This window comes from Pseudomonas sp. THAF187a (assembly GCF_009363395.1).
Classification (GTDB): Bacteria; Pseudomonadota; Gammaproteobacteria; order Pseudomonadales; family Pseudomonadaceae; genus Aquipseudomonas; species Aquipseudomonas khazarica.
In genome coordinates, this window is sequence record NZ_CP045349.1 from 3,232,447 (window position 1) to 3,254,399 (window position 21,953).

Below are 21,953 nucleotides of genomic sequence, written 5' to 3' on the forward strand. Positions count from 1 at the left end.
GGGACCGCCTGATCAGCGGTTCTGATAGTGGCGGAACAGTCCGGGCGGAATGCCACTGCTGTCGGTCGCCTGCCAGGGACCGGCCACGCGGGGCGACCAGCTCCAGCCACCGTCGAAGCGATAGAAGACGCGCTCACGGTAGTACAAGTCCTGCGCGCCTTCGACCACGTAGACCCCCAGCGCCGGGCTCCAGTGGCTCTTCACCCCAGGCGGCGGCGCATAACGCGGATGCGAGGGCTGCTGGACCGGCGGCAGATCGTCGATCGGTGTGTTCGGCTGCTGCAGCACGCAGCCGCTCAGGCCGAATCCGAACAATGCCGCCAGCACCAGGCGCTTCATTGCACCTGCCCTTCGCGGCTGTCGATCAACAGCGTCTGGGTCTCACGTGCGGTGTTGGCCACCGGGCCGACCTGGCCCGTCCACTCGCCCTGGGTGGCATTGCCGGCGCGGGACACGCGAGCCACCAGCTGTACCTGATCGAACCGGGAGATCTTCAGTTCCGGCATCATCGCGTCGACATCGGAAAGGCTGATCCGGGCCGGCAGGTCGGAGACCTTCAGGCGTTTGACCGCCAGCGGCATCGGCGGACCGCTGAGGGCACGGGCGAAGACGAACACGGCATCATCCGGCTGCACGTTCTTCTGCACCTCGGGCGACAACGATACGCTGACCTCCAGCGCATGCACCTTGGCACCCGGTTCGGCGACAGCACTGGCCTGCCCGGCATCGCCCATCTGCTCGCGAGCCCGCTCGATACCACCGACGATGGCGGCACGCGACGGGTCCTGCTCCGGCAGCACCGCGACCAGGCGCTCCCAGTAGCGCACGGCATCCGCATAGCGCTGGCTTTCGTAGGCCGCGATGCCCAGCAGACCCAGGCTGGTCACCTCCTGCGGATCGCCCTTGAGCGCCTCGTCGGTGAGCGCCTGCAGACGCTGGCTCCATTGCTTGCCTTCGGCGAAGTACAGCGCCTGCGCCCACTGACCAAGCAGCTCCGGCGCACGCCCGGCCAGGTTCACCGCCTGTTCGAACGCCTTGGCGGCGTCGCCTGCACGCTCCTGCGCCATGTAGGTACGTCCGAGGAAGTACCAGGCCTCGGCGGACTGCGGCTGCTCCTTGACCGCCTGCTCCAGGCGCGCGGTCATTTCCTCGATGCTCTGCGGCTGCTGGGCCGCCAGCAGGCGCGTCTGCTCGAGCTCGTCGATGGCGCCCCAGTGCAGGTACAGGCCGACACCCAGCACGGGCACCAGCAAGGCGGCGAACAGCGGAATCTTGCCGCCCAGCACACTGCTGCGGCGCTGCACGCCCTCGGTGTCGTCCAGCAATTCGCGGGCAGCTTCGGCACGGCCGGCCTCGAGTTGCGCGTCGTCGAGCACACCTGCCTGGCGCTGGGATTCCAGCTCCTGCAGGCGTTCCTGGTACAGGGTGACGTTGAGCGCGGTGCGGTCTTCTTCGGCCTGCAGCTTGCGGATGCGCAGCACAGGAATGAGCAGAAACGCCAGGGCAGTCAGCAACAGCAGCCCGGCGGGCAACCAGAAATCGATCATCGGTCTTTCTTGTCCTGAGAAGCTTGGTCGAGCAGCGCGGCGAGTCGCGCCTGCTCATCAACGGAGAGGCCTGCGTCGGCACGGTCCTTCTGCTGGCCACGGCGGCGCAGCACGATCACGCCGAGCACCACGAAGCCGATCAGCAGCAACCCGGCCGGGCCGTACCAGAGCAGCAAGGTGCGGCTGGTCACCGGGGGGTTGTAGAGCACGAAGTCGCCATAGCGGGCGACCAGGAAGTCGATGATCTGTGCGTCCGTCTTGCCCGCCTCGACCATCTGGTAGACCTCGTCGCGCAGGTCCATGGCAATCGGCGCGTTGGAGTCGGCGATATTCTGGTTCTGGCACTTCGGGCAACGCAGCTCTTCCACCAGGGTGCGGTAGCGCTGACGCTCCGCCTCGCTGGCGAATTCGTAGGTATCGATGGCCGCATGAGCCACGGCCACCAGGCCCAATGCCAGGCCGGCAGCAAGCAACAGACGCTTCATGGCCGGGCCTCATCGACGAGTTGCTGATAGATCGGTGCCAGTTGCTCGCGCCACACGCGCTCGTCGATGGTGCCGACGTACTTGTGGCGAATGATGCCCTTGGCATCGACGAAGAAGGTTTCCGGCGCGCCGTACACGCCCAGATCGAAGCCCAGGCTGCCCTTGGCATCCTCGATGTTGAGCTGGTAGGGGTTGTGCAGTTCGCGCAGCCACTTCTGTGCCGGCTCGCGCTGGTCCTTGTAGTTCACCCCGTGGATCACCACGCCGGCCTCGGCCAGCTTGTTCAGCACCGGATGCTCGTGGCGGCACGACGGACACCAGGTGGCCCAGACGTTGACCAGGGCCGGCTTGCCCTTGATATCGGCCTCGCTGATGGCGCGTTCGGGGTCCTCCAGCGACGGCAGGCTGAAGGCCGGGAACGGCTTGCCGATCAGCGCCGAGGGCAATTCCGACGGATCGAGGAACAGGCCACGATAGAGGAATACGGCAATCGCCAGGAATGCCAGCAGCGGCAACAGCATCAGTAGACGTTTCATGCGCTGGCCTCCTGCAGACCCAGTACCTCGCGCACGCGGGTGCGCACCTTGATCCGGTAGCGTTTGTCCGCGGCAGCCAGCAAGCCACCGAAGGCCATCAGCAGGCCGCCCAGCCAGATCCAGCGCACGAACGGCTTGATGTGCACGCGAACGGCCCAGGCTCCCTGCTCCAGCGGCTCGCCGAGGGCGACGAAGAGATCGCGGGTGAACCCGGCATCGATGCCGGCCTCGGTCATGGTCGCCTGCTGCACGGTGTACAGACGCTTCTCGGGGTACAGCACCTTGACCTCGCGCTCGCCGTCGAAGACGCGCACCGTGCCCTTGTCGGAGATGAAGTTCGGACCCTCATGATGCACGGCACCGTCGAACTGGAAGCGGTAGCCGGCCAGCTCCACCGAGTCACCCGGCGCCATGCGCAGGTCACGCTCGTAGCTGCCCAGGCTGGTCAGCACCACACCGAGGGCGCATACGGCGAAACCGAAATGCGCCAGCTGCATGCCCCAGTAGCTGCGGCCCAGGCTCGGCAGGCCCTTGAGCAGGCCCTTGTGGCGGGTCTTGTCGAGGATGTCGCGCAACCCCGCGAGGATCACCCAGAAGGCCAGCACGCACACAGCCAGCACCGCCCAGTGGAAATCGCCGTGGACGAAGGTGGCAATGGCCGCCAGCACCACGCTGGCCACCAGCACCGGGGTCAGCATGCTGCCCAGCCACTTCAGCGGCGTATCCTTCCAGCGCACCAGCACGCCGACGCTGATCACCGCCATCAGCAGCGCCATCAGCGGCAGGAACAGTGCGTTGAAATACGGCGGGCCGACCGACAGCTTGGCGCCGGTCAGGGCATCGAGCACCAGCGGGTACAGCGTACCGAGCAGGATCATCGCGGCGGATACCACCAGCACGATGTTGTTGACCAGCAGCAGCGTCTCGCGCGACCACAGGCCGAAGCCGACCTGGCTCTTGACCACCGGCGCGCGCACGGCGAACAGCGCCAGCGATCCGCCGACCACCACCAGCAGGAAGGCGAGGATGAACACACCCCGCTCCGGGTCGGTGGCGAAGGCGTGCACCGAAGTCAGTACACCGGAGCGCACCAGGAAGGTCCCCAGCAGGCTCAGGGAGAAGGCCGCGATGGCCAGCAGCACCGTCCAGCTCTTGAACACGCCACGTTTCTCGGTCACCGCCAGCGAGTGGATCAGTGCGGTGCCCACCAGCCAGGGCATGAAGGAGGCGTTTTCCACCGGGTCCCAGAACCACCAGCCGCCCCAGCCCAGTTCGTAGTAGGCCCACCAGCTGCCCAGAGCGATACCGATGCCGAGGAAGGCCCAGGCAACGATGGTCCAGGGCCGCGACCAGCGTGCCCAGGCCGCGTCCAGCTTGCCGCCGAGCAGCGCGGCGATGGCGAAGGCGAAGGCGACCGAGAAACCGACGTAGCCCATGTACAGCATCGGCGGGTGCACGATCAGGCCGAAGTCCTGCAGCAACGGGTTGAGGTCGCGGCCGTCGATCGGTGCGTTCGGCAGCAGGCGCTCGAAGGGGTTGGAGGTGATGATCAGGAACAGCAGGAAGCCGACGCTGATCATGCCCATCACGGCCAGCACGCGGGCGAGCATCTCCTCCGGCAGATGCCGCGAGAAGATCGAGACGGCGAAGGTCCAGCCAGCGAGGATCAGCGCCCACAGCAGCAGGGAACCCTCGTGAGCGCCCCATACGGCACTGAACTTGTAGTACCAGGGCAGCGCGGTGTTGGAGTTGCTGGCGACGTAGGCGACGGAGAAGTCGTCGACCATGAAGGCGTAGGTCAGGCACAGAAAGGAGAACAACAGGAAGGCGAACTGACCCCAGGCAGCCGGCTGCGCCAGGCTCATCCACTGGTGGTCACCGCGCCAGGCGCCGATCAGCGGCAGCGTCGCCTGCACCAGGCACAGGCACAGCGCCAGGATCATCGCCAGATGGCCGAGCTCGGGGATCATTGCGCACGCTCCTGCTGATAGCCCTGTTTGGCGGCCTTGGCCTCATCGTGTTTCTGCATCATCCCGCTCTTTTCCAGCGCCTGCATGACTTCAGGCGGCATGTAGTTCTCGTCGTGCTTGGCCAGCACCTCATCGGCCACCAGCACGCCGTCTTCGTTGACCCGACCCAGGGCGACGATGCCCTGCCCTTCGCGGAACAGGTCCGGCAGGATGCCGTGGTAGCGAATGGTCACGCCGTGAGCGCCGTCGGTGACGACGAAGTCCACTTGCAGCGAATCCGCCGAACGCTTCACCGAGCCCTCTTCCACCAGACCACCGGCGCGAATGCGGGTATCGACCGGCGCCTCGCCGGCCGCGATCTGCGTCGGGGTGTAGAACAGGTTGATGTTCTGCTGCAGCGCGCTCAGTGCCAGGGCGACGGCGATGCTGACGCCACAGAGAATGGCCAGGACGATGTACAGGCGTTTCTTGCGAACCGGATTCACTTCGACTTCTCCCGGCGCAAACGGCGCGCCTCGTCTTGCAGATAACGGCGGCGTGCCAGGATCGGCAGCACCACATTCAACGCCAGGACGACCAGGCTGATGCCATAGGCGCTCCAGACGTAGGCGCCATGGGTGCCCATGGCGAGAAACTCGGAGAACGACGCGAAACTCATGCCTTGCCCTCCACCAGTGCCTGCACTTCAGCCTTGACCCAGCTGCTGCGGGCCTCGCGCTTGAGCACTTCCAGGCGCATGCGATAGAGCAGCACGGCACCGAAGAAACAGTAGAAACCCAGCACCGCGAGCAGCAACGGCAACCACATCTCGACCGGCATCGCCGGCTTCTCGGTGATCTTGAAGGTCGCGCTCTGGTGCAGCGAGTTCCACCACTCGACCGAGTACTTGATGATCGGAATGTTGACCACGCCGACGATGGCCAGCACGGCGCAGGCCTTGGCGGCGCTGTCGCGGTTGCTGATGGCGTTGCCCAGGGCGATGACGCCGAAGTAGAGGAACAGCAGGATCAGCATCGACGTCAGGCGCGCGTCCCAGACCCAGTAGGTGCCCCAGGTCGGCTTGCCCCAGATGGCGCCGGTGACCAGCGCGATCGCCGTCATCCAGGCGCCGACCGGCGCGGCCTGTTGCAGGGCGACATCGGCCAGCTTCATCTTCCAGACCAGCCCGACCAGGCCGGCGATGGCCAGCATGACGTAGATGGACTGGGCCAGGAAGGCCGCGGGAACGTGGATATAGATGATGCGGAAGCTGTTGCCCTGCTGGTAGTCCGGTGGCGCGAAGGCCAGGCCCCAGACCAGGCCGACGGCGATCAGCAGCAGCGCCGCGACGCTCAGCCAGGGCAGCCAGCGGCCGCTCATCTCATAGAACCACTTGGGCGAACCCCACTTGTGAAACCACGTCCAGTTCATTCAGTCGACTCATCATCTGTAACGTGGCCCGGACTGTATCCGGGCTACGCATCACGGTTCGTTCTTATTCGCCGACGCTGATGGTCAGGCCAGCGGCAATTGCAAAAGGTGTCAGCGTCACCGCCAGGGCAGTGAGGCTGGCCAGCCACAACAGGTGGCCGCCAGCCGGCAATCCTTGCAAGGCCGCCTGCAGAGCCCCGCTGCCGAGAATCAGCACCGGGATGTACAGCGGCAGAATCAGCAGCGCCAGCAACAACCCGCCGCGCTTGAGACCTACGGTGAGGGCTGCGCCCACCGCGCCGAGCAGGCTCAGCACCGGCGTGCCGAGCAACAACGACAGCAGCAGGACCGGCAGGCAGCGCCCGGGCAAACCGAGCATCAGGGCCAGCAGGGGCGCCAGCAACACCAGCGCCAGGCCGCTAAACAGCCAGTGTGCCAGCACCTTGGCCAACACCAGAAGAGGCAGGGGGTGCGACGAAAGGACCCACTGCTCCAGCGAGCCGTCCTCGAAATCACTGCGGAACAGCCCGTCCAGCGAGAGCAGCACGGCCAGTAGCGCCGCTACCCAGAGCAGGCCGGGAGAAAGGGTTTGCAACAATTGCGTCTCCGGCCCGACCGCCAGGGGGAACAGGGCGATGACGATGGCGAAGAACACCAGCGGGTTGGCCAGGTCGGATGGGCGACGGGCCAGCAGGCGCATCTCGCGGCTGAGCAGTTGCGTGAAGACGTTGCTCATGCGGCGTGCTGCCCCAGGTCGAGTTCGCGGTAGGTGGCCGGCTTGTGCGCGAGGCTGTGGTGGGTGGTCAGCACCACCACGCCGCCCTGCTCGCAGTGGCGCGCCAGATGTGCCTCCAGTTGCGCCACGCCATGCTTGTCCAGGGCGGTGAACGGCTCGTCGAGCACCCACAGCGGCGGCGTGTCGGGCAGATACAGCCGGGCCAGGGCGACGCGGCGCTGCTGCCCGGCGGACAGGGTGTGGCAGGGCACGTCCTCGAAACCACGCAGGCCTACCGCCTCCAGCGCCTGCCAGATCGCCTCGCGGTCGGCGGCACGATGCAGGGCGCACAGCCAGGCCAGGTTCTCCTCGGCAGTCAGCAGGCCCTTGATACCGGCCGCGTGGCCGATCCACAGCAGGTCATGCGCCAGTTCGCTGCGTTGCTGCGCCAGCGCCCGCCCCTGCAACAGGATGTCGCCCGCCGTCGGCTGCCGCAGGCCGGCCAGCAGGCGCAGCAGGCTGGTCTTGCCGCTGCCGTTGGGGCCGCTGATCTGCAGCATGTCCCCGGCCTGCAGGGCGAAATCCAGATGCTCGAACAACATGCGCCAATCCCGCTCACAGCTGAGCGCTACGGCTTCGAGAAAGGGAACGGTACGGGTCATCGATACCTGGCAGGGTTAAAGTAGGCAGAGTCCAGGCCGCTATACTGACGCGAGCCGGAAGTACGGTGCGGAACGGGGCGGCATTATACATGTCGCATCACTGTCCCCGCAGTCAGCATTTTCGACAGGTTGTTAACAGACTTTCGACCAAGAGCCCAGATGAGCGAAATCAGCAGCCCACGTCCGCTTCCCTCCTCGCCACCGGTGATTCGCAGCACGATGACGGCCGCTGACCTGGCCGTGCGCCTGCTGCAGCCGCTGGAGGGCATGCTGGCCGCAGGCGAAAGCGCCAAGGCCGAGGTGGTCGCCATCCGTGAACAGGCGCAGAGCTTCCAGCTGCTGCTCAAGCTGACGCTCGATGGCGGCAAGCAGACCACCCTGCAGGCGGAAAGCCCACGGCCACTGGCGCAGGGCAGCGCGCTGCTGGTGACGGCGCTGTCGGACACGCGCCTGGCCCTGGCGCTGCAGGCCGGCGGCGACAAACCGCTGACCAGCCTGGACCTGCAGCAGCTGCCCCTGGGCACGCTGGTGCAGGGCAAGGTCGTCAGCCGCGACGCGCTGCCGACGCAGAACGCCCAGCCGGTCTATCGCCTGCTGGTGAACCTGCTCAACACACCACTGGCTGGCAGCCAGCTGGCCCTGGACAGCCCGCTGGAACTGCCCCTCGGCAGCCTGCTCAGCGCCCAGGTACAGGGCAGCCAGAATCTGGCCTTCCTGCCGCTGAGCGGCCGCCTGGACCAGCTGGTACTGGGCCAGCAGCTGGCCGCGCAGCAGAACCGTCAGGCGTCCCTGGAAGGCCTGTTCAAAGGCCTGCAGAACCTCAGCGGCGGGGACGACGCCTTGCGTGGCAGCATCGACAAACTGCTCGGCGCCCTCCCCGACAGCAGTCAGCTGAGCACCGCCAAGGGCCTGGCACAGGCACTGGAAAGCAGCGGCGTACTGCTTGAAGCCAAGCTGCTGCAAGGCCAGACCGCCGCCCTGCCCCAGGACCTCAAGGCCAACCTGCTGCGCCTGATCGCCCAGCTCATGCCGCAGCTGCCAGGCGGCGCAGGCGCGCTGGCCGGCCTGCAGAACGCCCTCAACCAGAACCTGCCCACTTTGGCCCGACAGCTGCTTGGCGTGAACGCCACCGGCGGCTCCGCACGGCAGCAGGCGCTGACCTTCCCCCTGCCCTCGCGCCTGCTGCAAAACATGGACGGCGAGGCCGATCTGGAAACCCTGTTGAAGCTCGCCGCTGCCGCCGTATCGCGGCTGCAGACGCACCAGCTGTCGAGCCTGGCGCAGACCCAGGTGGACGCCAACGGCAACCTGGTCACCACCTGGCAGCTGGAGCTGCCCATGCGCCACCAGCAGGAGGTGATCCCGTTGCAGGTCAAGTTGCAGCGCGAGGACAGCGGCAAGGCGGAGAAAGCCGAGCAGAAGGACACCCTGTGGAAGGTCGAGCTGGCGTTCGAGCTGGACCACCTCGGCCCGCTGCAGGTACGCGCCCAGTTGCTGCGCGGCAGCCTGTCCAGCCAGCTGTGGGCCGAACGCGCCGACACCACCCAGCTGATCAACGCCGAACTTGGCCATCTGCGTGAGCGCCTGCAGGCCGCCGGCCTGGAGGTCGGCGAACTGGCCTGCAGCCAGGGCATGCCGCCACAAGGCCCGAAGACCTCGCTGGAACAACGCTGGGTGGATGAAACCGCATGAGTCGCAAGACACAGCCCGAGCCGCGCCAGGCGATCGCCCTCAACTACGACGGGCAGAGCGCCCCCGTGCTCAGCGCCAAAGGCGACGACGAGCTGGCCGAAGCCATACTCGCCATCGCCCGCGAATACGAAGTGCCGATCTACGAGAATGCCGAACTGGTGCGCCTGCTCGCGCGCCTGGAGCTGGGGGACGCCATTCCCGAGACGCTGTATCGCTGCATCGCCGAGATCATCGCCTTCGCCTGGTACCTGCAGGGCAAGACACCTGCAGGCTTCGACCCGGATGCCGAACGCGACGTCACGCCACCGCTGCCTCTGCTCAAGGGGCCGGCGAACTGACCGCCAGGCGCTGGTCGGCGGCCTCCTTGCTGCTGGGCAGGTCGAACAGCTGCCAGACGAAGTAGCCACCACGGAAATAGAACACCCGGGTGTAGCCCCAGCGCACCGCCTGCTCGACGGCCACGGCGCTCTGCGCGCATACCTCGCTGTCGCAGTAGATCACCAGGGGCGTCTCGCGCGGCAGGGATGCCTCGGCGAGGCCGGGAAAACGACCGTGCAGGTCCAGGTGCACGGCGCCCTGCACATGCCCCCAGGCCCACTCGCGCGCCGGGCGTACATCGATGAACAGCGCGCCATGGTCATGCAGGTGCTTGGCCTGCATGACGTTGACGGTGATGGCGCCGGACACCTGCAAAGGCGCTTCCTGAGCCATCAGCGGCTGGCAGAGCAAGCAGCTGGCGAACAGAACGAGCAGACGACGCATGATCATCCCCCTCCGAATGCCGCACGAGAACCTTCTTTCAGCTTAGATGGGATGAAACAGGCGCTAGGACTGATTGGGCAGGCCCGTGGACCTGCTAAGAACGCTGCCGACTATCAGTGGCAGCTATTGCGGCTGCCCCGCCCTGGGCTTGTGCAGGCGGCTGATCAGCTCGGCTTCCGCCTTGCTCAGCCCGCAGGACTGGGTCAGGTCGTCGACGCTGGCACCCATGCCGACCAGGCGTGCAGCCTGGGTGAAGGACAGGCTGCTGGGGTCGCGCTGCTCGATCTGACTGACCTTGTCCGGCAGCGGCGCCACCACGCGGCGCAGCTCGTGCAGCTCTTCGCCCATGCGAATGCTGCCGGTCAGGTAGGCATCGAGCCGCTTGCCGAGCTCCTTGATCCGCGCATCACGCAGTGCATCGCGCTTGGCCTGCTCGGCGAGCAGGCGCTGCTGGTTGCGATGCAGGCCGTTGCAGACGATGCCCAGTGCCACGCAGACCAGCGCCAAGAAGGCCAGGGCCGCAGCGAGCATGGCAAACTCGGACATGGCTCAGATGCTCTCCAGCTCCGACCACTCTTCCTCGGACATCAGCTTGTCCAGCTCGACCAGGATCAGCAGCTCGCCGTTCTTGTTGCAGACGCCCTGGATGAACTTGGCCGATTCATCGTTACCGACGTTCGGCGCGGTCTCGATCTCGGACTGACGCAGGTAGACCACTTCGGCCACGCTGTCGACGAGAATGCCGACGACCTGCTTGTCCGCCTCGATGATGACGATACGGGTGTTGTCGGTCACCGGCGCCGACCCCAGGCCGAAGCGCTGGCGGGTATCGATCACGGTCACCACGTTGCCGCGCAGGTTGATGATGCCCAGCACGTAACTCGGTGCACCCGGGACCGGAGCGATCTCGGTGTAGCGCAGGACTTCCTGCACCTGCATCACGTTGATGCCATAGGTCTCGTTGTCCAGGCGAAAGGTCACCCACTGCAGAATCGGATCTTCGGCACCTTGTGCAGAACTTTTCTTCATGTCCCTAGCCTCGTCAGAAACCGCCCAGTGCGGCGTTCGCGGGTCAGCCCGCTTGTCATTCAACTATAGAGCCCGTGACCACGAACTCACCAATTATCAATGCAGTTTTCCACCGTTCAGCCGTTTCGCGCCACCGCTGGCGATCAATTCGGCCAGTGCGGCGACGTCCAGCAGCGCACACATATGCTCGATCACCGTACCAGCCAGCCATGGCCGCTGGGTGCGCTGGCTGCGCCATTTGACCTCGCTCGGGTCCAGACGAATCGAGCGGCTGACCTGGTGAACGGCAAGCCCCCACTCGTAGCCCTGCACCGAAATCACGTATTGCAGGCCCTCGCGGAAGTCCTCGCGGTAGCGGTCCGGCATCACCCAGCGCGCGGTGTCCAGCACCTTCAGGTTACCGGCCTGGCTCGGCAGGATACCGAGAAACCAGTCCGGCTGGCCGAACAACGGCGTCAGCTCCTGCCCCTCCAGCGGGTAGATGGAGCCCAGGCAGATCAGCGGCACGGCGAGCGTCAGCCCGGCGACGTCGAACAGCAGGCACTCGAACGGCTCTTCTGCCCAGGCCGGACGACCATCCGCCAGCAGCCCGACCGGTTGCGCAGCGGCCTCCAGATCGAGGTCGAGGGCGGGAGGCGCCTCATCGATGACTGGTGCCGGCACCGGCACCCGCAACTCCACGGGCGGCGCTTCCACCAGCACCGCTGCCTGCACCGGAGCAGGCGCGGGCACCTCGGCCACGGCAACCACGCTCACGGGTTCGAGCAGACGCGCATCACGCACCTGTTCCTCGAGCACCGCGGCCTCGAATTCGTCGAGGCTGACGGACTCTTCCAGCTCGGCAACAGCCTCCTGCAACAGCCCATCGAGATAGGACTGCAGGGCCAACTGGGAACGCGTGGCGGTGGCGAGGTTACGACTCATGACTGGAACCCGAAACGATATCTTTACAGTCTATCGGCTGCAGCCTGCTCCAACTTGAGTGGCGCAGTTCAACACAAGCGTTCATCTCAGGCCACCTGCGCCGCTGGCTGGTGGCTGAGCAGATGCTTGAGCAGGGCACGGTAGGCAATCACGCCACGGCTGCTCGCGTCGAACTGCGACGGGGTGCGCCCGGCCCGGCTGGCATCGCGCAGGCGCGTGTCGACCGGAATGTAGGCTGGCCAGAGGTGCTCGGGATAAGTATTGCGCAGAACGCGCAACGTGCTCATCGATGCCTGGGTACGGCGATCGAACAGGGTCGGCACGATGGTGTAAGGCAGCGCCTGCTTGCGCGAACGGTTGATCATGGTCAGCGTGCTGATCATCCGCTCGAGCCCCTTGACCGCGAGGAACTCGGTCTGCACCGGGATCACCAGCTGCTGGCTGGCCGCCAGGGCGTTGACCATCAGCACGCCAAGCAGTGGCGGGCTGTCGATGATGGCGTGGTCGAAATCCTCCCACAGCTGCGCCAGGCTCTTGGCGATCACCAGGCCCAGGCCGCTCTGCCCCGGAGACTGGCGCTCCAGGGTGGCCAGTGCGGTGCTCGACGGCAGCAGCGAGATGTTCTCGTGGCTGGTGCCATGCAGCAGTTGCTTCGGCAGGCCCTGGGGCACGTTGCCCTGATGCAGGAACAGGTCGAAGCAGCTGTGCTCCAGGGTATCCGGGTCATGCCCGAAATAACTGGTCATCGACCCATGCGGGTCGAGGTCGACCACCACCACACGTTTGCCCGCATCGGCCAGGAGGCCTGCCAGGGCGATGGACGTAGTGGTCTTGCCGACACCACCTTTCTGATTGGCTACTGCCCAGACTTTCATTTTCTCTCATCCTCCCGGCACGCAGCGCTCAGGCCGAGAATGGCTGTCACCTGCACGCGGCAGGCGACTGGGATTTGACAGGTCACGATTGCGGAACCCCCGACGCAGACGCCGGTGCAGGTTGCGTGCCAGCGCCGGACTGTCGAGTCGAGGTACTGCCTGCACCGCGACGGGTATCGAGATTGCGCGAAATCACCAGCACCACCCGGCGATTGCGCGCCCTGCCCTCCGCCGAGGCGTTGTCCGCTATCGGCTGAAACTCGCCGTAGCCTACCGCCGCCAGGCGCGAAGGGTCGACACCATCCATGGCCAGCATACGCACGATGCTCGACGCCCGTGCCGACGACAACTCCCAGTTGGTCGGGTACTGAGCGGTCTGGATCGGCAGGTTGTCGGTGAAGCCCTCCACCTTGACCGGGTTCTGATAGGGCGCCAGAATTTTGGCGACCTTCTCGATGATGGAAAACGCCTGGTTGTTCGGGATGGCGTCTCCACTTGGGAACAGCAGACTGGAACTGAGTTCGATCTCGATCCACATCTCGTTGCCCCGCACCGTCAGCTGATCGCTCTGGATCAGCTCACCGAACACCTCGCGCACGCTCGAGGCGATGCTCTGCAGGGTGGAATCGGAGCTGGGATCGTCGTGCGTGGTGTCGTCAGGCTCGCTGGTACGCGGCCTTTCTTCACCCACCGGGATCGGCTTGATCGAACGATCCGGCTGATTGAACACTCCCGTCAGCGACTCGGAGAGAATCTTGTACTTGCCTTCGTTGATCGACGAAATCGAATACATCACCACGAAAAACGCGAACAGCAGGGTGATGAAGTCGGCGTAAGAGACCAGCCAACGCTCATGATTCTCGTGTTCTTCCTGGTGCCGCCTGCGCGCCATGCTGCCATCCCTCCATCAGTCCATGAAGCCTTGCAGCTTCAGCTCGATGGAACGCGGATTCTCACCCTCGGCGATGGACAGGATGCCCTCGAGCAGCATCTCGCGGTAACGCGACTGACGCAGCGCGATGGATTTGAGCTTGTTGCCGGCCGGCAACAGCAGCAGGTTGGCAAAACCCACGCCGTAGATGGTGGCGACGAACGCCACGGCAATGCCGCTGCCGAGCATGCTCGGGTCGGCCAGGTTGCCCATCACGTGGATCAGCCCCATCACCGCGCCGATGATGCCGATGGTCGGCGCGTAGCCGCCCATGCTCTCGAACACCTTGGCAGCCTGGATGTCGCGTGCTTCCTGGGTGTAGAGGTCGACCTCGAGGATGCTGCGGATCGACTCCGGCTCAGCGCCGTCGACCAGCAGCTGCAGGCCCTTGCGCGCGTATGGGTCAGGCTCGGCGTCGGCGACAGCCTCCAGCCCCAGCAGGCCCTCCTTGCGCGCCACCATGCTCCAGCCGACGACCCGGTTGATGCCGCCAACCAGGTCGATACGCGGCGGAAAGAAGATCCAGCGCACGACGACCATCGAACGCTTGAACACGGTCACCGGCGTCTGCAGGAAAGCAGCGCCCACGGTGCCACCCAGCACGATCAATGCGGCCGGCCCGTTGAGCAACGCGCCGGCATTGCCGCCTTCGAGGTAGTTGCCGCCGAGTATCGCCACGAACGCCAGAATGACGCCGATGAGGCTCAGTACATCCATTGGCAGGCATCCGCATTAGCGTTGGTCACTGGCAGGCCTCGGTCAGGTGACGACCGATGTCATCCAGGCCATAGACGGCATCGGCCAGGTTGGCCTTCACCACGGCCATGGGCATGCCATAGATCACGCAGCTGGCCTCGTCCTGTGCCCACACCTGGCTGCCGCCCTGCTTGAGCAGGCGTGCGCCCTCGCGGCCGTCCGCGCCCATGCCGGTCAGCACCACCGCCAGCACCTTGTCGCCATAGGACTTGGCGGCGGAGCCAAAGGTGATGTCGACACAGGGCTTGTAGTTCAGACGCTCGTCACCCGGGAGGATTTTCACCACGCCGCGCGAATCGACCATCATCTGCTTGCCGCCCGGCGCCAGCAGCGCCAGCCCGGGGCGCAGCACGTCGCCATCCTCGGCTTCCTTGACCTGGATCCGGCACAGCTTGTCCAGACGCTCGGCAAAGGCCTTGGTGAACGCCGCCGGCATGTGCTGGATCAGCACCAGAGGCGCCGGAAAATTGCCTGGCAACTGGGTCAGGACCCGCTGCAGGGCCACCGGGCCGCCGGTCGAGGTACCGATGGCCACCAGCTTGTAGGCCTTGCGCTTGGGCGCTGCCGAGGCGCTGCTGGACGGCGCTGCGCTGCGCGCAGCCGGGCTGGCCACAGCGGGCCGGGCCGGTGCGGCCGGGCGACTAACCGGCGCTGCCGTCGGACTGGCCGCTGTCGGCGCCGGAGCCACCGCGGCCGAACTGAAACGGCGGTTACTGCGCGCAATGCTGTGCACCTTCTCGCACAGCATCTGCTTGACCTTCTCGGGGTTGCGCGAGATGTCCTCGAAGTTCTTCGGCAGGAAGTCCACGGCACCGGCGTCCAGCGCGTCGAGCGTGACACGGGCGCCCTCGTGGGTGAGCGAGGAGAACATCAGCACCGGCGTCGGGCAGCGCTGCATGATGTTCCTCACTGCGGTGATGCCGTCCATCATCGGCATCTCGTAATCCATGGTGATCACATCGGGCTTGAGCGCCAATGCCTGATCGATGGCTTCACGTCCGTTGGTGGCCGTCCCTACCACCTGAATACTGGAATCGGCAGACAGAATTTCCGAAACACGCCGGCGGAAGAAGCCGGAATCGTCCACCACCAAGACCTTGACAGTCATAAACACTCCTAGACGGCACGGGCTTCGGCCCGTGCCGCAAAACCATCAGAAACGCCGAGCGTAGCGCTTGAGCATGCTCGGTACGTCGAGAATCAGCGCGATGCGACCGTCGCCGGTGATGGTCGCCCCGGACATGCCCGGAGTGCCCTGCAGCATCTTGCCCAGTGGCTTGATTACCACTTCTTCCTGACCCACCAATTGATCGACGACAAAACCGATGCGCTGGCTGCCCACGGTGAGGATCACCACGTGACCTTCGCGCTGTTCCTCCTGGAAGGCCTGCGGTACCAGCCAACGCTTGAGATAGAACAGTGGCAGCGCCTTGTCACGCACGATCACCACTTCCTGGCCATCGACCACGTTGGTACGCGACAGGTCGAGGTGGAAGATCTCGTTGACGTTGACCAGCGGGAAGGCGAATGCCTGGTTTTCCAGCATCACCATCAGCGTGGGCATGATCGCCAGGGTCAGCGGCACCTTGATGATGATCTTCGAGCCCTGGCCCTTCTGCGAGAACACGTTCACCGTGCCGTTGAGCTGGGTGATCTTGGTCTTGACCACATCCATGCCGACACCACGGCCGGACACGTCGGAAATCTCGGTCTTGGTCGAGAAGCCCGGGGCGAAGATCAGGTTGTAGCATTCGAACTCGTTCAGGCGATCCGCCGCGTCCTTGTCCAGCAGGCCTTTTTCCACGGCCTTGGCGCGCAGCACGTCGGCATCCATGCCCTTGCCGTCGTCGGTGATCGACAGCAGGATGTGATCCCCTTCCTGCTCGGCGGACAGCACCACGCGACCGGCACGGGCCTTGCCCGCCTTCTCGCGCTCCTCCGGCGTTTCCACGCCATGGTCGACGGCGTTGCGCACCAAGTGCACCAGCGGGTCGGCCAGGGCCTCGACGAGGTTCTTGTCGAGGTCGGTCTCTTCGCCCACCAGCTCGAGGTTGATCTCTTTCTTCAGGTTGCGCGCCAGATCGCGGACCAGACGCGGGAAGCGGCCGAACACCTTCTTGATCGGCTGCATGCGGGTCTTCATCACTGAGGTCTGCAGGTCCGCAGTGACCACGTCGAGGTTCGACACCGCCTTGGACATCGCCTCGTCGCCGCTGTTGAGACCCAGGCGCACCAGGCGGTTACGCACCAGCACCAGCTCGCCGACCATGTTCATGATCTCGTCGAGGCGCGCGGTGTCGACGCGTACGGTGGTTTCCGCCTCGCTCGCCGCCGGTGCCTTGTCGCCAGCAGGTGCCGGCGCGGCTGCTGCGCGGCCAGCAGCGGGCTCGGCCTTGGCCGGAGCGGCCGGCTTGGCGGGCGCAGCAGCTTTGGCCGCTGCGGCGGGCTTGGCTGCAGGTGCAGCCGGTTTCGCTGCCGGAGCGGGAGCAGCCGGTTCACTCGGCGGCACGAACTTGCCCTTGCCGTGCAACTGATCGAGCAGCGACTCGAACTCGTCGTCGGTGATGTCATCACCGGCAGGCGCCGGCGGTTCGCTGGCAGCGACGGCTGGCGCGGCGGTTTCAGCCGGGCCGGAGAACTGCCCCTTGCCGTGCAGCTGGTCGAGCAACGCCTCGAATTCATCGTCGGTGATGTCGTCACTGGCAGGCGCCGGCGCCGGTGCGGCAGCACTGGCGGTGCTGGCAGGCGTCTCGACCGGGCCACTGAACTGCCCCTTGCCATGCAACTGGTCGAGCAGCGACTCGAATTCGTCGTCGGTGATGTCGTCACTGGCAGGCGCCGCCGCTTCCACGGCCGGGGCATCGCCCAGGGCGTCGAGCAGCTGTTCGAACTCGCTGTCGGTGATGTCGCCGGACGCCGCAGCAGCCGCAACCGGCTCAGGCTCCGGCTCGGGTTCCGGCGCGGCTGCCACGACCGGCGCAGGCGCCGGCTCGGCACCAGCCGGTTCAGCCAGGCGCGCCAGCGCGGCCAGCAGTTCCGGCGTGGCAGGCGTCGGCTCGCGGCGCTCGCGCACCTCGCCGAACATGCCGTTGACTGCATCAAGAGCCTCGAGCACCACGTCCATCAGTTCCGAGTCGACGCGACGCTCACCCTTGCGCAGGATGTCGAACACGTTCTCGGCTATGTGGCAGCACTCCACCAGCTCGTTGAGCTGGAGGAAGCCTGCTCCGCCCTTGACGGTATGGAAACCGCGAAAGATGGCGTTGAGCAGGTTCATGTCGTCCGGCCGGCTTTCCAGCTCGACCAACTGCTCGGACAACTGTTCGAGAATCTCGCCGGCCTCTACCAGGAAGTCCTGGAGGATCTCTTCATCGGCGCCGAAGCTCATATTGTGTGCTCCTTAGAACCCTAGGCTGGACAGCAGGTCGTCGACATCGTCCTGACTGGAGGCAACGTCATCACGCTTATCGGCATGAATCTGCGGACCTTCACCCCGCGATGGCTCTTTTATTTTTTCCTGTTCGGCACGCAACGCTTCGTGGTCATGCTGAATGCCGGCAAAACGGTCGACCTGGCTGGCCATCAGCATCAGCTTGAGCAGGTTGCCTTCCACCTCGGTCACCAGCTGGGTGACCCGCTTGATCACCTGCCCGGTGAGGTCCTGATAGTCCTGCGCCAGCAGAATGTCGTTGAGGTGATTGGACAGTTTGGCGCCGTCACGCTCGCTGCGCGCGAGGAACAGCTCGACGCGCTTGGCCAGCTCGCGGAACCCTTCGGCGCCCATCTCGCGACGCATGAAACGGCCCCATTCGGCGCTCAGGCTCTGCGCCTCATCGCTCAGGTCATTGACCAGCGGAGCGCTCTGCTCCACCAGGTCCATGGTGCGGTTGGCCGCCCTCTCGGTCTGGGTAACGACGTAGTTCAGGCGTTCGGTCGCATCGGCGATCTGCGACAGCTCCTGCGCATGCGGCATGCGCGGGTCGATCTGAAAGTTGACGATGGCGTTGTGCAACTCACGGGTCAGCTTGCCGACCTCGTGATAGAGCCCGCGATCACGGACCTTGTTGAGTTCGTTGATCAGTTGCACCGCGGCGCCGAAATTGCCTTGTTCGAGGCTATCGACCAGGTCACGGGCGTTGTTTTTCAGGGTCGACTCAAGGTCACCCATCGTGGAGTCATCATGTTCCATAGCACCCTCGCGGCCGACATCAGCCGTTGACTCGCTCGAAGATCTTCTCGATCTTTTCCTTCAGCACCTGGGCGGTGAAGGGTTTGACCACGTAGCCATTCACGCCGGCCTGAGCCGCCTCGATGATCTGGTCGCGCTTGGCTTCGGCGGTCACCATCAGCACCGGCAGGTGCTTGAGACGCTCGTCGGCGCGAACGGCGCGCAGCAAGTCGATACCGGTCATGCCGGGCATGTTCCAGTCGGTCACCAGAAAGTCGAAGCTGCCGCTCTGCAGCATCGGCAGCGCCGACGTGCCGTCATCGGCTTCTGCGGTGTTGGTGAAACCCAAGTCCCGCAAGAGGTTCTTGATGATCCGTCGCATCGTCGAGAAATCGTCAACGATGAGGATTTTCATGTTCTTGTCCAAGTCGACCTCCGTACAGTCCCAAACGTATTGCGCTTGCAACTACGTCCTTTAATCGAGAAACCGCTTCCGCCTGCGAGTACGCCGCTGTTCAGCCTGCGCGCCATTCACTCAGTCGCGAGCGCAGGCGTGCCGCGCACTGACTGTGCAGTTGGCTCACACGTGACTCGCTAACCCCCAGCACTTCACCGATTTCTTTCAAGTTCAGTTCTTCATCGTAATACAGCGCCAGCACGAGACGTTCACGCTCGGGCAAACCGGCGATGGCCTCGGCCAAAGCCGCCTGAAAGCGTTCGTCTTCGAGGTCCCGCGAAGGTTCGAGATGGGTGTGCCCGGCGTCTTCGTGCAAGCCGCCGTGCTCGCCATCCTGCAAGAGGTCGTCGAAGCTGAACAGGCGGCTGCCCAAAGTGTCGCCAAGAATGCCGTAGTAATCCTCCAGACTCAATTGGAGTTCGGCAGCAACCTCGTGATCTTTAGCGTCGCGCCCGGTTCGGGCTTCGACTGCACGAATCGCATCGCTGACCATACGGCTGTTGCGATGCACGGAACGCGGCGCCCAATCGCCCTTGCGTACCTCGTCGAGCATGGCACCGCGAATGCGGATGCCGGCGAAGGTTTCGAAGCTGGCACCCTTGCTGGAGTCGTATTTGCGCGAGGCCTCGAGCAAGCCGATCATCCCCGCCTGGATCAGATCATCGACCTGCACGCTGGCTGGCAGACGTGCCAGCAGGTGGTAGGCGATGCGCTTGACCAGGGAGGCATAGCGCTCGATCAACTGGTGCTGGGAGTCCTGCGCCTGCGCCTTGTTGTACATACGAAGTCCAGAAGCTGCTGTCATACGGCACTGTCAGCCGTCGGTTGCTGCACCAGACGCTCGACGAAGAACTCCAGATGGCCGCGGGGGTTGGCCGGTAACGGCCAGGTGTCGACCTTCTGAGCAATCGCCTTGAACGCCAGGGCGCACTTGGATCGTGGGAACGCCTCATAGACGGCACGCTGCTTCTGCACGGCCTTGCGCACGCACTCGTCGTAGGGCACGGCGCCGACATATTGCAGGGCGACATCAAGAAAACGATCCGTCACCTTGGTCAGCTTAGCAAAGAGATTGCGCCCTTCCTGCGGACTGTGAGCCATGTTGGCCAGCACGCGGAAACGGCTGATGCCATGGTCACGATTGAGCAGCTTGATCAGGGCGTAGGCGTCGGTGATGGAGGTCGGTTCGTCGCACACCACCACGAGGATTTCCTGCGCCGCCCGGACGAAGCTGACCACCGCATCGCCGATACCGGCGGCGGTGTCGATCACCAGGACATCGAGGTTCTCGCTGATGTCGCTGAATGCCTGGATCAGCCCGGCATGCTGCATCGGCGTGAGGCTGACCATGCTCTGCGTGCCCGACGCGGCCGGCACGATGCGAATGCCGCCCGGCCCCTGCAGCAGCACGTCACGCAGATCGCACTCGCCGGCGATCACATCGGCCAGGGTGCGCTTGGGTGTGAGCCCCAGCAGCACGTCGACGTTGGCCAGCCCCAGGTCGGCGTCCATCAGCATCACCCGCCGACCGAGGTCGGCCAGGGCCATGGACAGATTCACCGACACATTGGTCTTGCCGACGCCACCCTTGCCGCCGGTCACCGCAATCACCTGTACGGGATGCATACCCATGTTCTTTCTACACCTTGTCTAACTTCGACTTGACCATCAGGCCGTTCACTCCCGCGCTCATGCGCGAGAGGGTGCAACATTGTCGCCGTTCAGCCGGCGCGCTGCGCGGGCTGGTGATAGAGCCCGGCGAACAACTGCGCCATGGCGTCCTCACTCGGCTCCTCCGCAGACTGCAGGCCCACTGCGCGGCTGACCAGTTGATGGCTGCGCGGCACCTGCAGGTCATCCGGAATGCGCGGCCCGTCTGTCACATAGGCTACCGGCAGATGCTGGCCTATAGCCAGACCCAATACCTCGCCCAGGCTCGCAGCCTCGTCCAGCTTGGTCAGTATGCAACCAGAAAGTCCGCAGCGCTTGTAACTATGGTAGGCCGCCTTGAGCACTTGGTTCTGACTCGTTGCCGCCAAAACCAGATAATTCTTCGACTTGATGCGTGGCGACGCCAGGCTCTCCAGCTGCAGACGCAGTGCCGGATCGTTACCCGGCAGGCCTGCGGTGTCGACCAGCACCACGCGTTTCTTGGCCAGCGGCGTCAGAGCCTGCAGCAGAGACTGACCGGGATCGACCTGGGTCACCGATACGCCAAGGATACGCCCAAGCGTCTTCAGTTGCTCCTGTGCGCCAATACGATAGCTGTCCATGCTCACCAGAGCGACCTGCTGCGCGCCGTACTTAAGCACGTAGCGCGCAGCCAGCTTGGCCAGCGTGGTGGTCTTGCCCATGCCGGCCGGACCGACCAGGGCGATCACCCCACCCTCTTCCAGCGGCTCGACCTTGGGCGTCCTGATCGCGTGAGCCAGGTGGGCCAGCAGCATGCGCCAGGCCTGACGCGGTTCGGCCACACCGGCCACCTTGCTCAGCAGGGCTTGCGACAGCTCGGCCGACAGGCCCATGCGCTGCAGGCGACGCCAGAGGTTGGCCTGCTGCGGACGACGATTCTGCAACTGCCCCCAGGCGATGGACCCCAGCTGGACTTCGATCAGCTCACGCAGGCCATGCAGCTCGAAGCGCATCGCGTCCAGGGCCCGGGGATCGACCGCCGGTGCAGCGGCGACAGGCGCCTCGAGCGGGCGCTGCGGCTTGACCGGCGTCGCCGGCAGCTCGGGCGCCAGTAGCGACTCGTTGGCGAACAACTGGCGATCCTTGCCGGCATCCTGTTCGGCACGGGTGGTCAGCTCGGCCTGGGCGCTGGCGATGCGCGCCTGGGTCTTGCGCAACTCGGCTTCCAGCGCCGGGTTCGGGCGTGCCGGGGCCGGCGCCTGGTAATCCAGCGCAGCCGTCAGCTCCACACCGCCAGCCACGCGGCGGTTGCCGATGATCGAGGCATCGGCGCCCAGTTCGTCACGCACCAGTTTCATGGCGGTCCGCATATCGGCGGCGAAGAAGCGTTTGACCTGCATGA

26 protein-coding genes are annotated in these 21,953 nt (G+C 65.1%); 2 read left to right on the forward strand and 24 right to left on the reverse strand.

Translation table 11 applies throughout. The features are described 5' to 3' along the window. Positions 1-12 precede the first annotated feature (12 nt). The 10 genes from FIV02_RS15085 to ccmA all read right to left on the reverse strand — a co-directional run bounded on the left by FIV02_RS15085 (position 13) and on the right by ccmA (position 7,325). Positions 13-339, reverse strand: coding sequence for a hypothetical protein (locus FIV02_RS15085; RefSeq protein ID WP_152489084.1), 327 nt, complete (start codon positions 337-339; stop codon positions 13-15). Beyond that, positions 336-1,547, reverse strand: a complete 1,212-nt coding sequence (ccmI, locus tag FIV02_RS15090) for a c-type cytochrome biogenesis protein CcmI (protein WP_152489085.1) — start codon at positions 1,545-1,547, stop codon at positions 336-338. The genes FIV02_RS15085 and ccmI overlap by 4 nt, the downstream gene beginning before the upstream one ends. Beyond that, a complete protein-coding gene (locus FIV02_RS15095) occupies positions 1,544-2,032 on the reverse strand; it encodes a cytochrome c-type biogenesis protein (RefSeq protein ID WP_037050507.1) in 489 nt (162 codons plus the stop codon). Before FIV02_RS15095 ends, ccmI begins: the two co-directional genes overlap by 4 nt. Next, a complete protein-coding gene (locus FIV02_RS15100; protein ID WP_037050505.1) occupies positions 2,029-2,568 on the reverse strand; it encodes a DsbE family thiol:disulfide interchange protein in 540 nt (179 codons plus the stop codon). The genes FIV02_RS15095 and FIV02_RS15100 overlap by 4 nt, the downstream gene beginning before the upstream one ends. Then, positions 2,565-4,538, reverse strand: a complete 1,974-nt coding sequence (locus FIV02_RS15105) for a heme lyase CcmF/NrfE family subunit (RefSeq protein WP_134675542.1) — start codon at positions 4,536-4,538, stop codon at positions 2,565-2,567. The genes FIV02_RS15100 and FIV02_RS15105 overlap by 4 nt, the downstream gene beginning before the upstream one ends. Further along, the gene (gene ccmE / locus FIV02_RS15110) at positions 4,535-5,023 is read right to left on the reverse strand and encodes a cytochrome c maturation protein CcmE (RefSeq protein WP_037050501.1); all 489 of its coding nucleotides are present in this window, start codon (positions 5,021-5,023) and stop codon (positions 4,535-4,537) included. The genes FIV02_RS15105 and ccmE overlap by 4 nt, the downstream gene beginning before the upstream one ends. Further along, positions 5,020-5,196, reverse strand: coding sequence for a heme exporter protein CcmD (ccmD, locus tag FIV02_RS15115; RefSeq protein WP_037050499.1), 177 nt, complete (start codon positions 5,194-5,196; stop codon positions 5,020-5,022). Before ccmD ends, ccmE begins: the two co-directional genes overlap by 4 nt. Then, positions 5,193-5,948, reverse strand: a complete 756-nt coding sequence (locus FIV02_RS15120; protein WP_152489086.1) for a heme ABC transporter permease — start codon at positions 5,946-5,948, stop codon at positions 5,193-5,195. Before FIV02_RS15120 ends, ccmD begins: the two co-directional genes overlap by 4 nt. 64 nt (positions 5,949-6,012) lie before the next feature. Then, positions 6,013-6,684 carry a heme exporter protein CcmB gene (ccmB, locus tag FIV02_RS15125; protein WP_037050495.1) on the reverse strand — a complete coding sequence of 224 codons (672 nt, stop codon included), beginning with the start codon at positions 6,682-6,684 and terminating at the stop codon, positions 6,013-6,015. Beyond that, the gene (ccmA, locus tag FIV02_RS15130; protein WP_134675541.1) at positions 6,681-7,325 is read right to left on the reverse strand and encodes a cytochrome c biogenesis heme-transporting ATPase CcmA; all 645 of its coding nucleotides are present in this window, start codon (positions 7,323-7,325) and stop codon (positions 6,681-6,683) included. Before ccmA ends, ccmB begins: the two co-directional genes overlap by 4 nt. Positions 7,326-7,484: 159 nt before the next feature. On the opposite strand from ccmA, the gene FIV02_RS15135 reads away from it, so the two are divergent. Further along, complete coding sequence (locus tag FIV02_RS15135) at positions 7,485-9,017, forward strand: flagellar hook-length control protein FliK (protein WP_152489087.1); 1,533 nt, start codon at positions 7,485-7,487, stop codon at positions 9,015-9,017. After that, the gene (locus FIV02_RS15140) at positions 9,014-9,355 is read left to right on the forward strand and encodes an EscU/YscU/HrcU family type III secretion system export apparatus switch protein (RefSeq protein ID WP_037050489.1); all 342 of its coding nucleotides are present in this window, start codon (positions 9,014-9,016) and stop codon (positions 9,353-9,355) included. The genes FIV02_RS15135 and FIV02_RS15140 overlap by 4 nt, the downstream gene beginning before the upstream one ends. Here FIV02_RS15140 and FIV02_RS15145 read toward each other — a convergent pair. From FIV02_RS15145 to flhF, 14 genes are all read right to left on the reverse strand, one after another. Beyond that, positions 9,336-9,779 carry a rhodanese-like domain-containing protein gene (locus tag FIV02_RS15145; protein ID WP_152489088.1) on the reverse strand — a complete coding sequence of 148 codons (444 nt, stop codon included), beginning with the start codon at positions 9,777-9,779 and terminating at the stop codon, positions 9,336-9,338. The genes FIV02_RS15140 and FIV02_RS15145 overlap by 20 nt on opposite strands. A 123-nt stretch (positions 9,780-9,902) precedes the next feature. Then, positions 9,903-10,325 (reverse strand): DUF2802 domain-containing protein, encoded by a 423-nt coding sequence (locus tag FIV02_RS15150; RefSeq protein WP_037050486.1) that lies wholly within the window; start codon positions 10,323-10,325, stop codon positions 9,903-9,905. Positions 10,326-10,328: 3 nt separating this feature from the next. Beyond that, positions 10,329-10,808 (reverse strand): chemotaxis protein CheW, encoded by a 480-nt coding sequence (locus FIV02_RS15155; protein ID WP_037050483.1) that lies wholly within the window; start codon positions 10,806-10,808, stop codon positions 10,329-10,331. Positions 10,809-10,904: 96 nt separating this feature from the next. Then, a complete protein-coding gene (locus FIV02_RS15160; RefSeq protein ID WP_152489089.1) occupies positions 10,905-11,732 on the reverse strand; it encodes a CheW domain-containing protein in 828 nt (275 codons plus the stop codon). Between the two features lie 86 nt (positions 11,733-11,818). Further along, positions 11,819-12,607: a ParA family protein gene (locus tag FIV02_RS15165; RefSeq protein WP_152489090.1), complete on the reverse strand. Its 789-nt coding sequence runs from the start codon at positions 12,605-12,607 to the stop codon at positions 11,819-11,821. Between the two features lie 82 nt (positions 12,608-12,689). After that, entirely contained in the window at positions 12,690-13,499 is an 810-nt protein-coding gene (gene motD / locus FIV02_RS15170) for a flagellar motor protein MotD (RefSeq protein WP_037050475.1), read from the reverse strand. Between the two features lie 15 nt (positions 13,500-13,514). Beyond that, the gene (locus FIV02_RS15175) at positions 13,515-14,255 is read right to left on the reverse strand and encodes a flagellar motor protein (protein ID WP_037050473.1); all 741 of its coding nucleotides are present in this window, start codon (positions 14,253-14,255) and stop codon (positions 13,515-13,517) included. Between the two features lie 25 nt (positions 14,256-14,280). Then, positions 14,281-15,402 (reverse strand): chemotaxis response regulator protein-glutamate methylesterase, encoded by a 1,122-nt coding sequence (locus FIV02_RS15180; protein ID WP_037050471.1) that lies wholly within the window; start codon positions 15,400-15,402, stop codon positions 14,281-14,283. A gap of 45 nt (positions 15,403-15,447) precedes the next feature. Continuing rightward, entirely contained in the window at positions 15,448-17,682 is a 2,235-nt protein-coding gene (locus FIV02_RS15185) for a chemotaxis protein CheA (RefSeq protein WP_152489091.1), read from the reverse strand. Positions 17,683-17,694: 12 nt separating this feature from the next. After that, complete coding sequence (locus FIV02_RS15190) at positions 17,695-18,483, reverse strand: protein phosphatase CheZ (RefSeq protein ID WP_037050467.1); 789 nt, start codon at positions 18,481-18,483, stop codon at positions 17,695-17,697. A 19-nt stretch (positions 18,484-18,502) separates the two neighbouring features. Continuing rightward, positions 18,503-18,877, reverse strand: a complete 375-nt coding sequence (locus tag FIV02_RS15195) for a chemotaxis response regulator CheY (RefSeq protein WP_169968482.1) — start codon at positions 18,875-18,877, stop codon at positions 18,503-18,505. 100 nt (positions 18,878-18,977) lie between these two features. Then, positions 18,978-19,724, reverse strand: a complete 747-nt coding sequence (gene fliA, locus FIV02_RS15200; RefSeq protein ID WP_037050464.1) for an RNA polymerase sigma factor FliA — start codon at positions 19,722-19,724, stop codon at positions 18,978-18,980. Beyond that, positions 19,721-20,551, reverse strand: a complete 831-nt coding sequence (gene fleN, locus FIV02_RS15205) for a flagellar synthesis regulator FleN (RefSeq protein WP_167494315.1) — start codon at positions 20,549-20,551, stop codon at positions 19,721-19,723. Before fleN ends, fliA begins: the two co-directional genes overlap by 4 nt. An 89-nt stretch (positions 20,552-20,640) precedes the next feature. Next, positions 20,641-21,951, reverse strand: a complete 1,311-nt coding sequence (gene flhF, locus FIV02_RS15210) for a flagellar biosynthesis protein FlhF (protein ID WP_134675534.1) — start codon at positions 21,949-21,951, stop codon at positions 20,641-20,643. Between the last annotated feature and the right edge of the window lie 2 nt (positions 21,952-21,953).

Bases quoted from the DNA above. Each gene is read 5' to 3' on its own strand.
- FIV02_RS15085 (WP_152489084.1), bottom strand. From the start codon at position 339: ATGAAGCGCCTGGTGCTGGCGGCATTGTTCGGATTCGGCCTGAGCGGC.
- ccmI (WP_152489085.1), bottom strand. From the start codon at position 1,547: ATGATCGATTTCTGGTTGCCCGCCGGGCTGCTGTTGCTGACTGCCCTG.
- FIV02_RS15095 (WP_037050507.1), bottom strand. From the start codon at position 2,032: ATGAAGCGTCTGTTGCTTGCTGCCGGCCTGGCATTGGGCCTGGTGGCC.
- FIV02_RS15100 (WP_037050505.1), bottom strand. From the start codon at position 2,568: ATGAAACGTCTACTGATGCTGTTGCCGCTGCTGGCATTCCTGGCGATT.
- FIV02_RS15105 (WP_134675542.1), bottom strand. From the start codon at position 4,538: ATGATCCCCGAGCTCGGCCATCTGGCGATGATCCTGGCGCTGTGCCTG.
- ccmD (WP_037050499.1), bottom strand. From the start codon at position 5,196: ATGAGTTTCGCGTCGTTCTCCGAGTTTCTCGCCATGGGCACCCATGGC.
- FIV02_RS15120 (WP_152489086.1), bottom strand. From the start codon at position 5,948: ATGAACTGGACGTGGTTTCACAAGTGGGGTTCGCCCAAGTGGTTCTAT.
- ccmB (WP_037050495.1), bottom strand. From the start codon at position 6,684: ATGAGCAACGTCTTCACGCAACTGCTCAGCCGCGAGATGCGCCTGCTG.
- ccmA (WP_134675541.1), bottom strand. From the start codon at position 7,325: ATGACCCGTACCGTTCCCTTTCTCGAAGCCGTAGCGCTCAGCTGTGAG.
- FIV02_RS15135 (WP_152489087.1), top strand. From the start codon at position 7,485: ATGAGCGAAATCAGCAGCCCACGTCCGCTTCCCTCCTCGCCACCGGTG.
- FIV02_RS15140 (WP_037050489.1), top strand. From the start codon at position 9,014: ATGAGTCGCAAGACACAGCCCGAGCCGCGCCAGGCGATCGCCCTCAAC.
- FIV02_RS15145 (WP_152489088.1), bottom strand. From the start codon at position 9,779: ATGCGTCGTCTGCTCGTTCTGTTCGCCAGCTGCTTGCTCTGCCAGCCG.
- FIV02_RS15150 (WP_037050486.1), bottom strand. From the start codon at position 10,325: ATGTCCGAGTTTGCCATGCTCGCTGCGGCCCTGGCCTTCTTGGCGCTG.
- FIV02_RS15155 (WP_037050483.1), bottom strand. From the start codon at position 10,808: ATGAAGAAAAGTTCTGCACAAGGTGCCGAAGATCCGATTCTGCAGTGG.
- FIV02_RS15160 (WP_152489089.1), bottom strand. From the start codon at position 11,732: ATGAGTCGTAACCTCGCCACCGCCACGCGTTCCCAGTTGGCCCTGCAG.
- FIV02_RS15165 (WP_152489090.1), bottom strand. From the start codon at position 12,607: ATGAAAGTCTGGGCAGTAGCCAATCAGAAAGGTGGTGTCGGCAAGACC.
- motD (WP_037050475.1), bottom strand. From the start codon at position 13,499: ATGGCGCGCAGGCGGCACCAGGAAGAACACGAGAATCATGAGCGTTGG.
- FIV02_RS15175 (WP_037050473.1), bottom strand. From the start codon at position 14,255: ATGGATGTACTGAGCCTCATCGGCGTCATTCTGGCGTTCGTGGCGATA.
- FIV02_RS15180 (WP_037050471.1), bottom strand. From the start codon at position 15,402: ATGACTGTCAAGGTCTTGGTGGTGGACGATTCCGGCTTCTTCCGCCGG.
- FIV02_RS15185 (WP_152489091.1), bottom strand. From the start codon at position 17,682: ATGAGCTTCGGCGCCGATGAAGAGATCCTCCAGGACTTCCTGGTAGAG.
- FIV02_RS15190 (WP_037050467.1), bottom strand. From the start codon at position 18,483: ATGGAACATGATGACTCCACGATGGGTGACCTTGAGTCGACCCTGAAA.
- FIV02_RS15195 (WP_169968482.1), bottom strand. From the start codon at position 18,877: ATGAAAATCCTCATCGTTGACGATTTCTCGACGATGCGACGGATCATC.
- fliA (WP_037050464.1), bottom strand. From the start codon at position 19,724: ATGACAGCAGCTTCTGGACTTCGTATGTACAACAAGGCGCAGGCGCAG.
- fleN (WP_167494315.1), bottom strand. From the start codon at position 20,551: ATGGGTATGCATCCCGTACAGGTGATTGCGGTGACCGGCGGCAAGGGT.
- flhF (WP_134675534.1), bottom strand. From the start codon at position 21,951: ATGCAGGTCAAACGCTTCTTCGCCGCCGATATGCGGACCGCCATGAAA.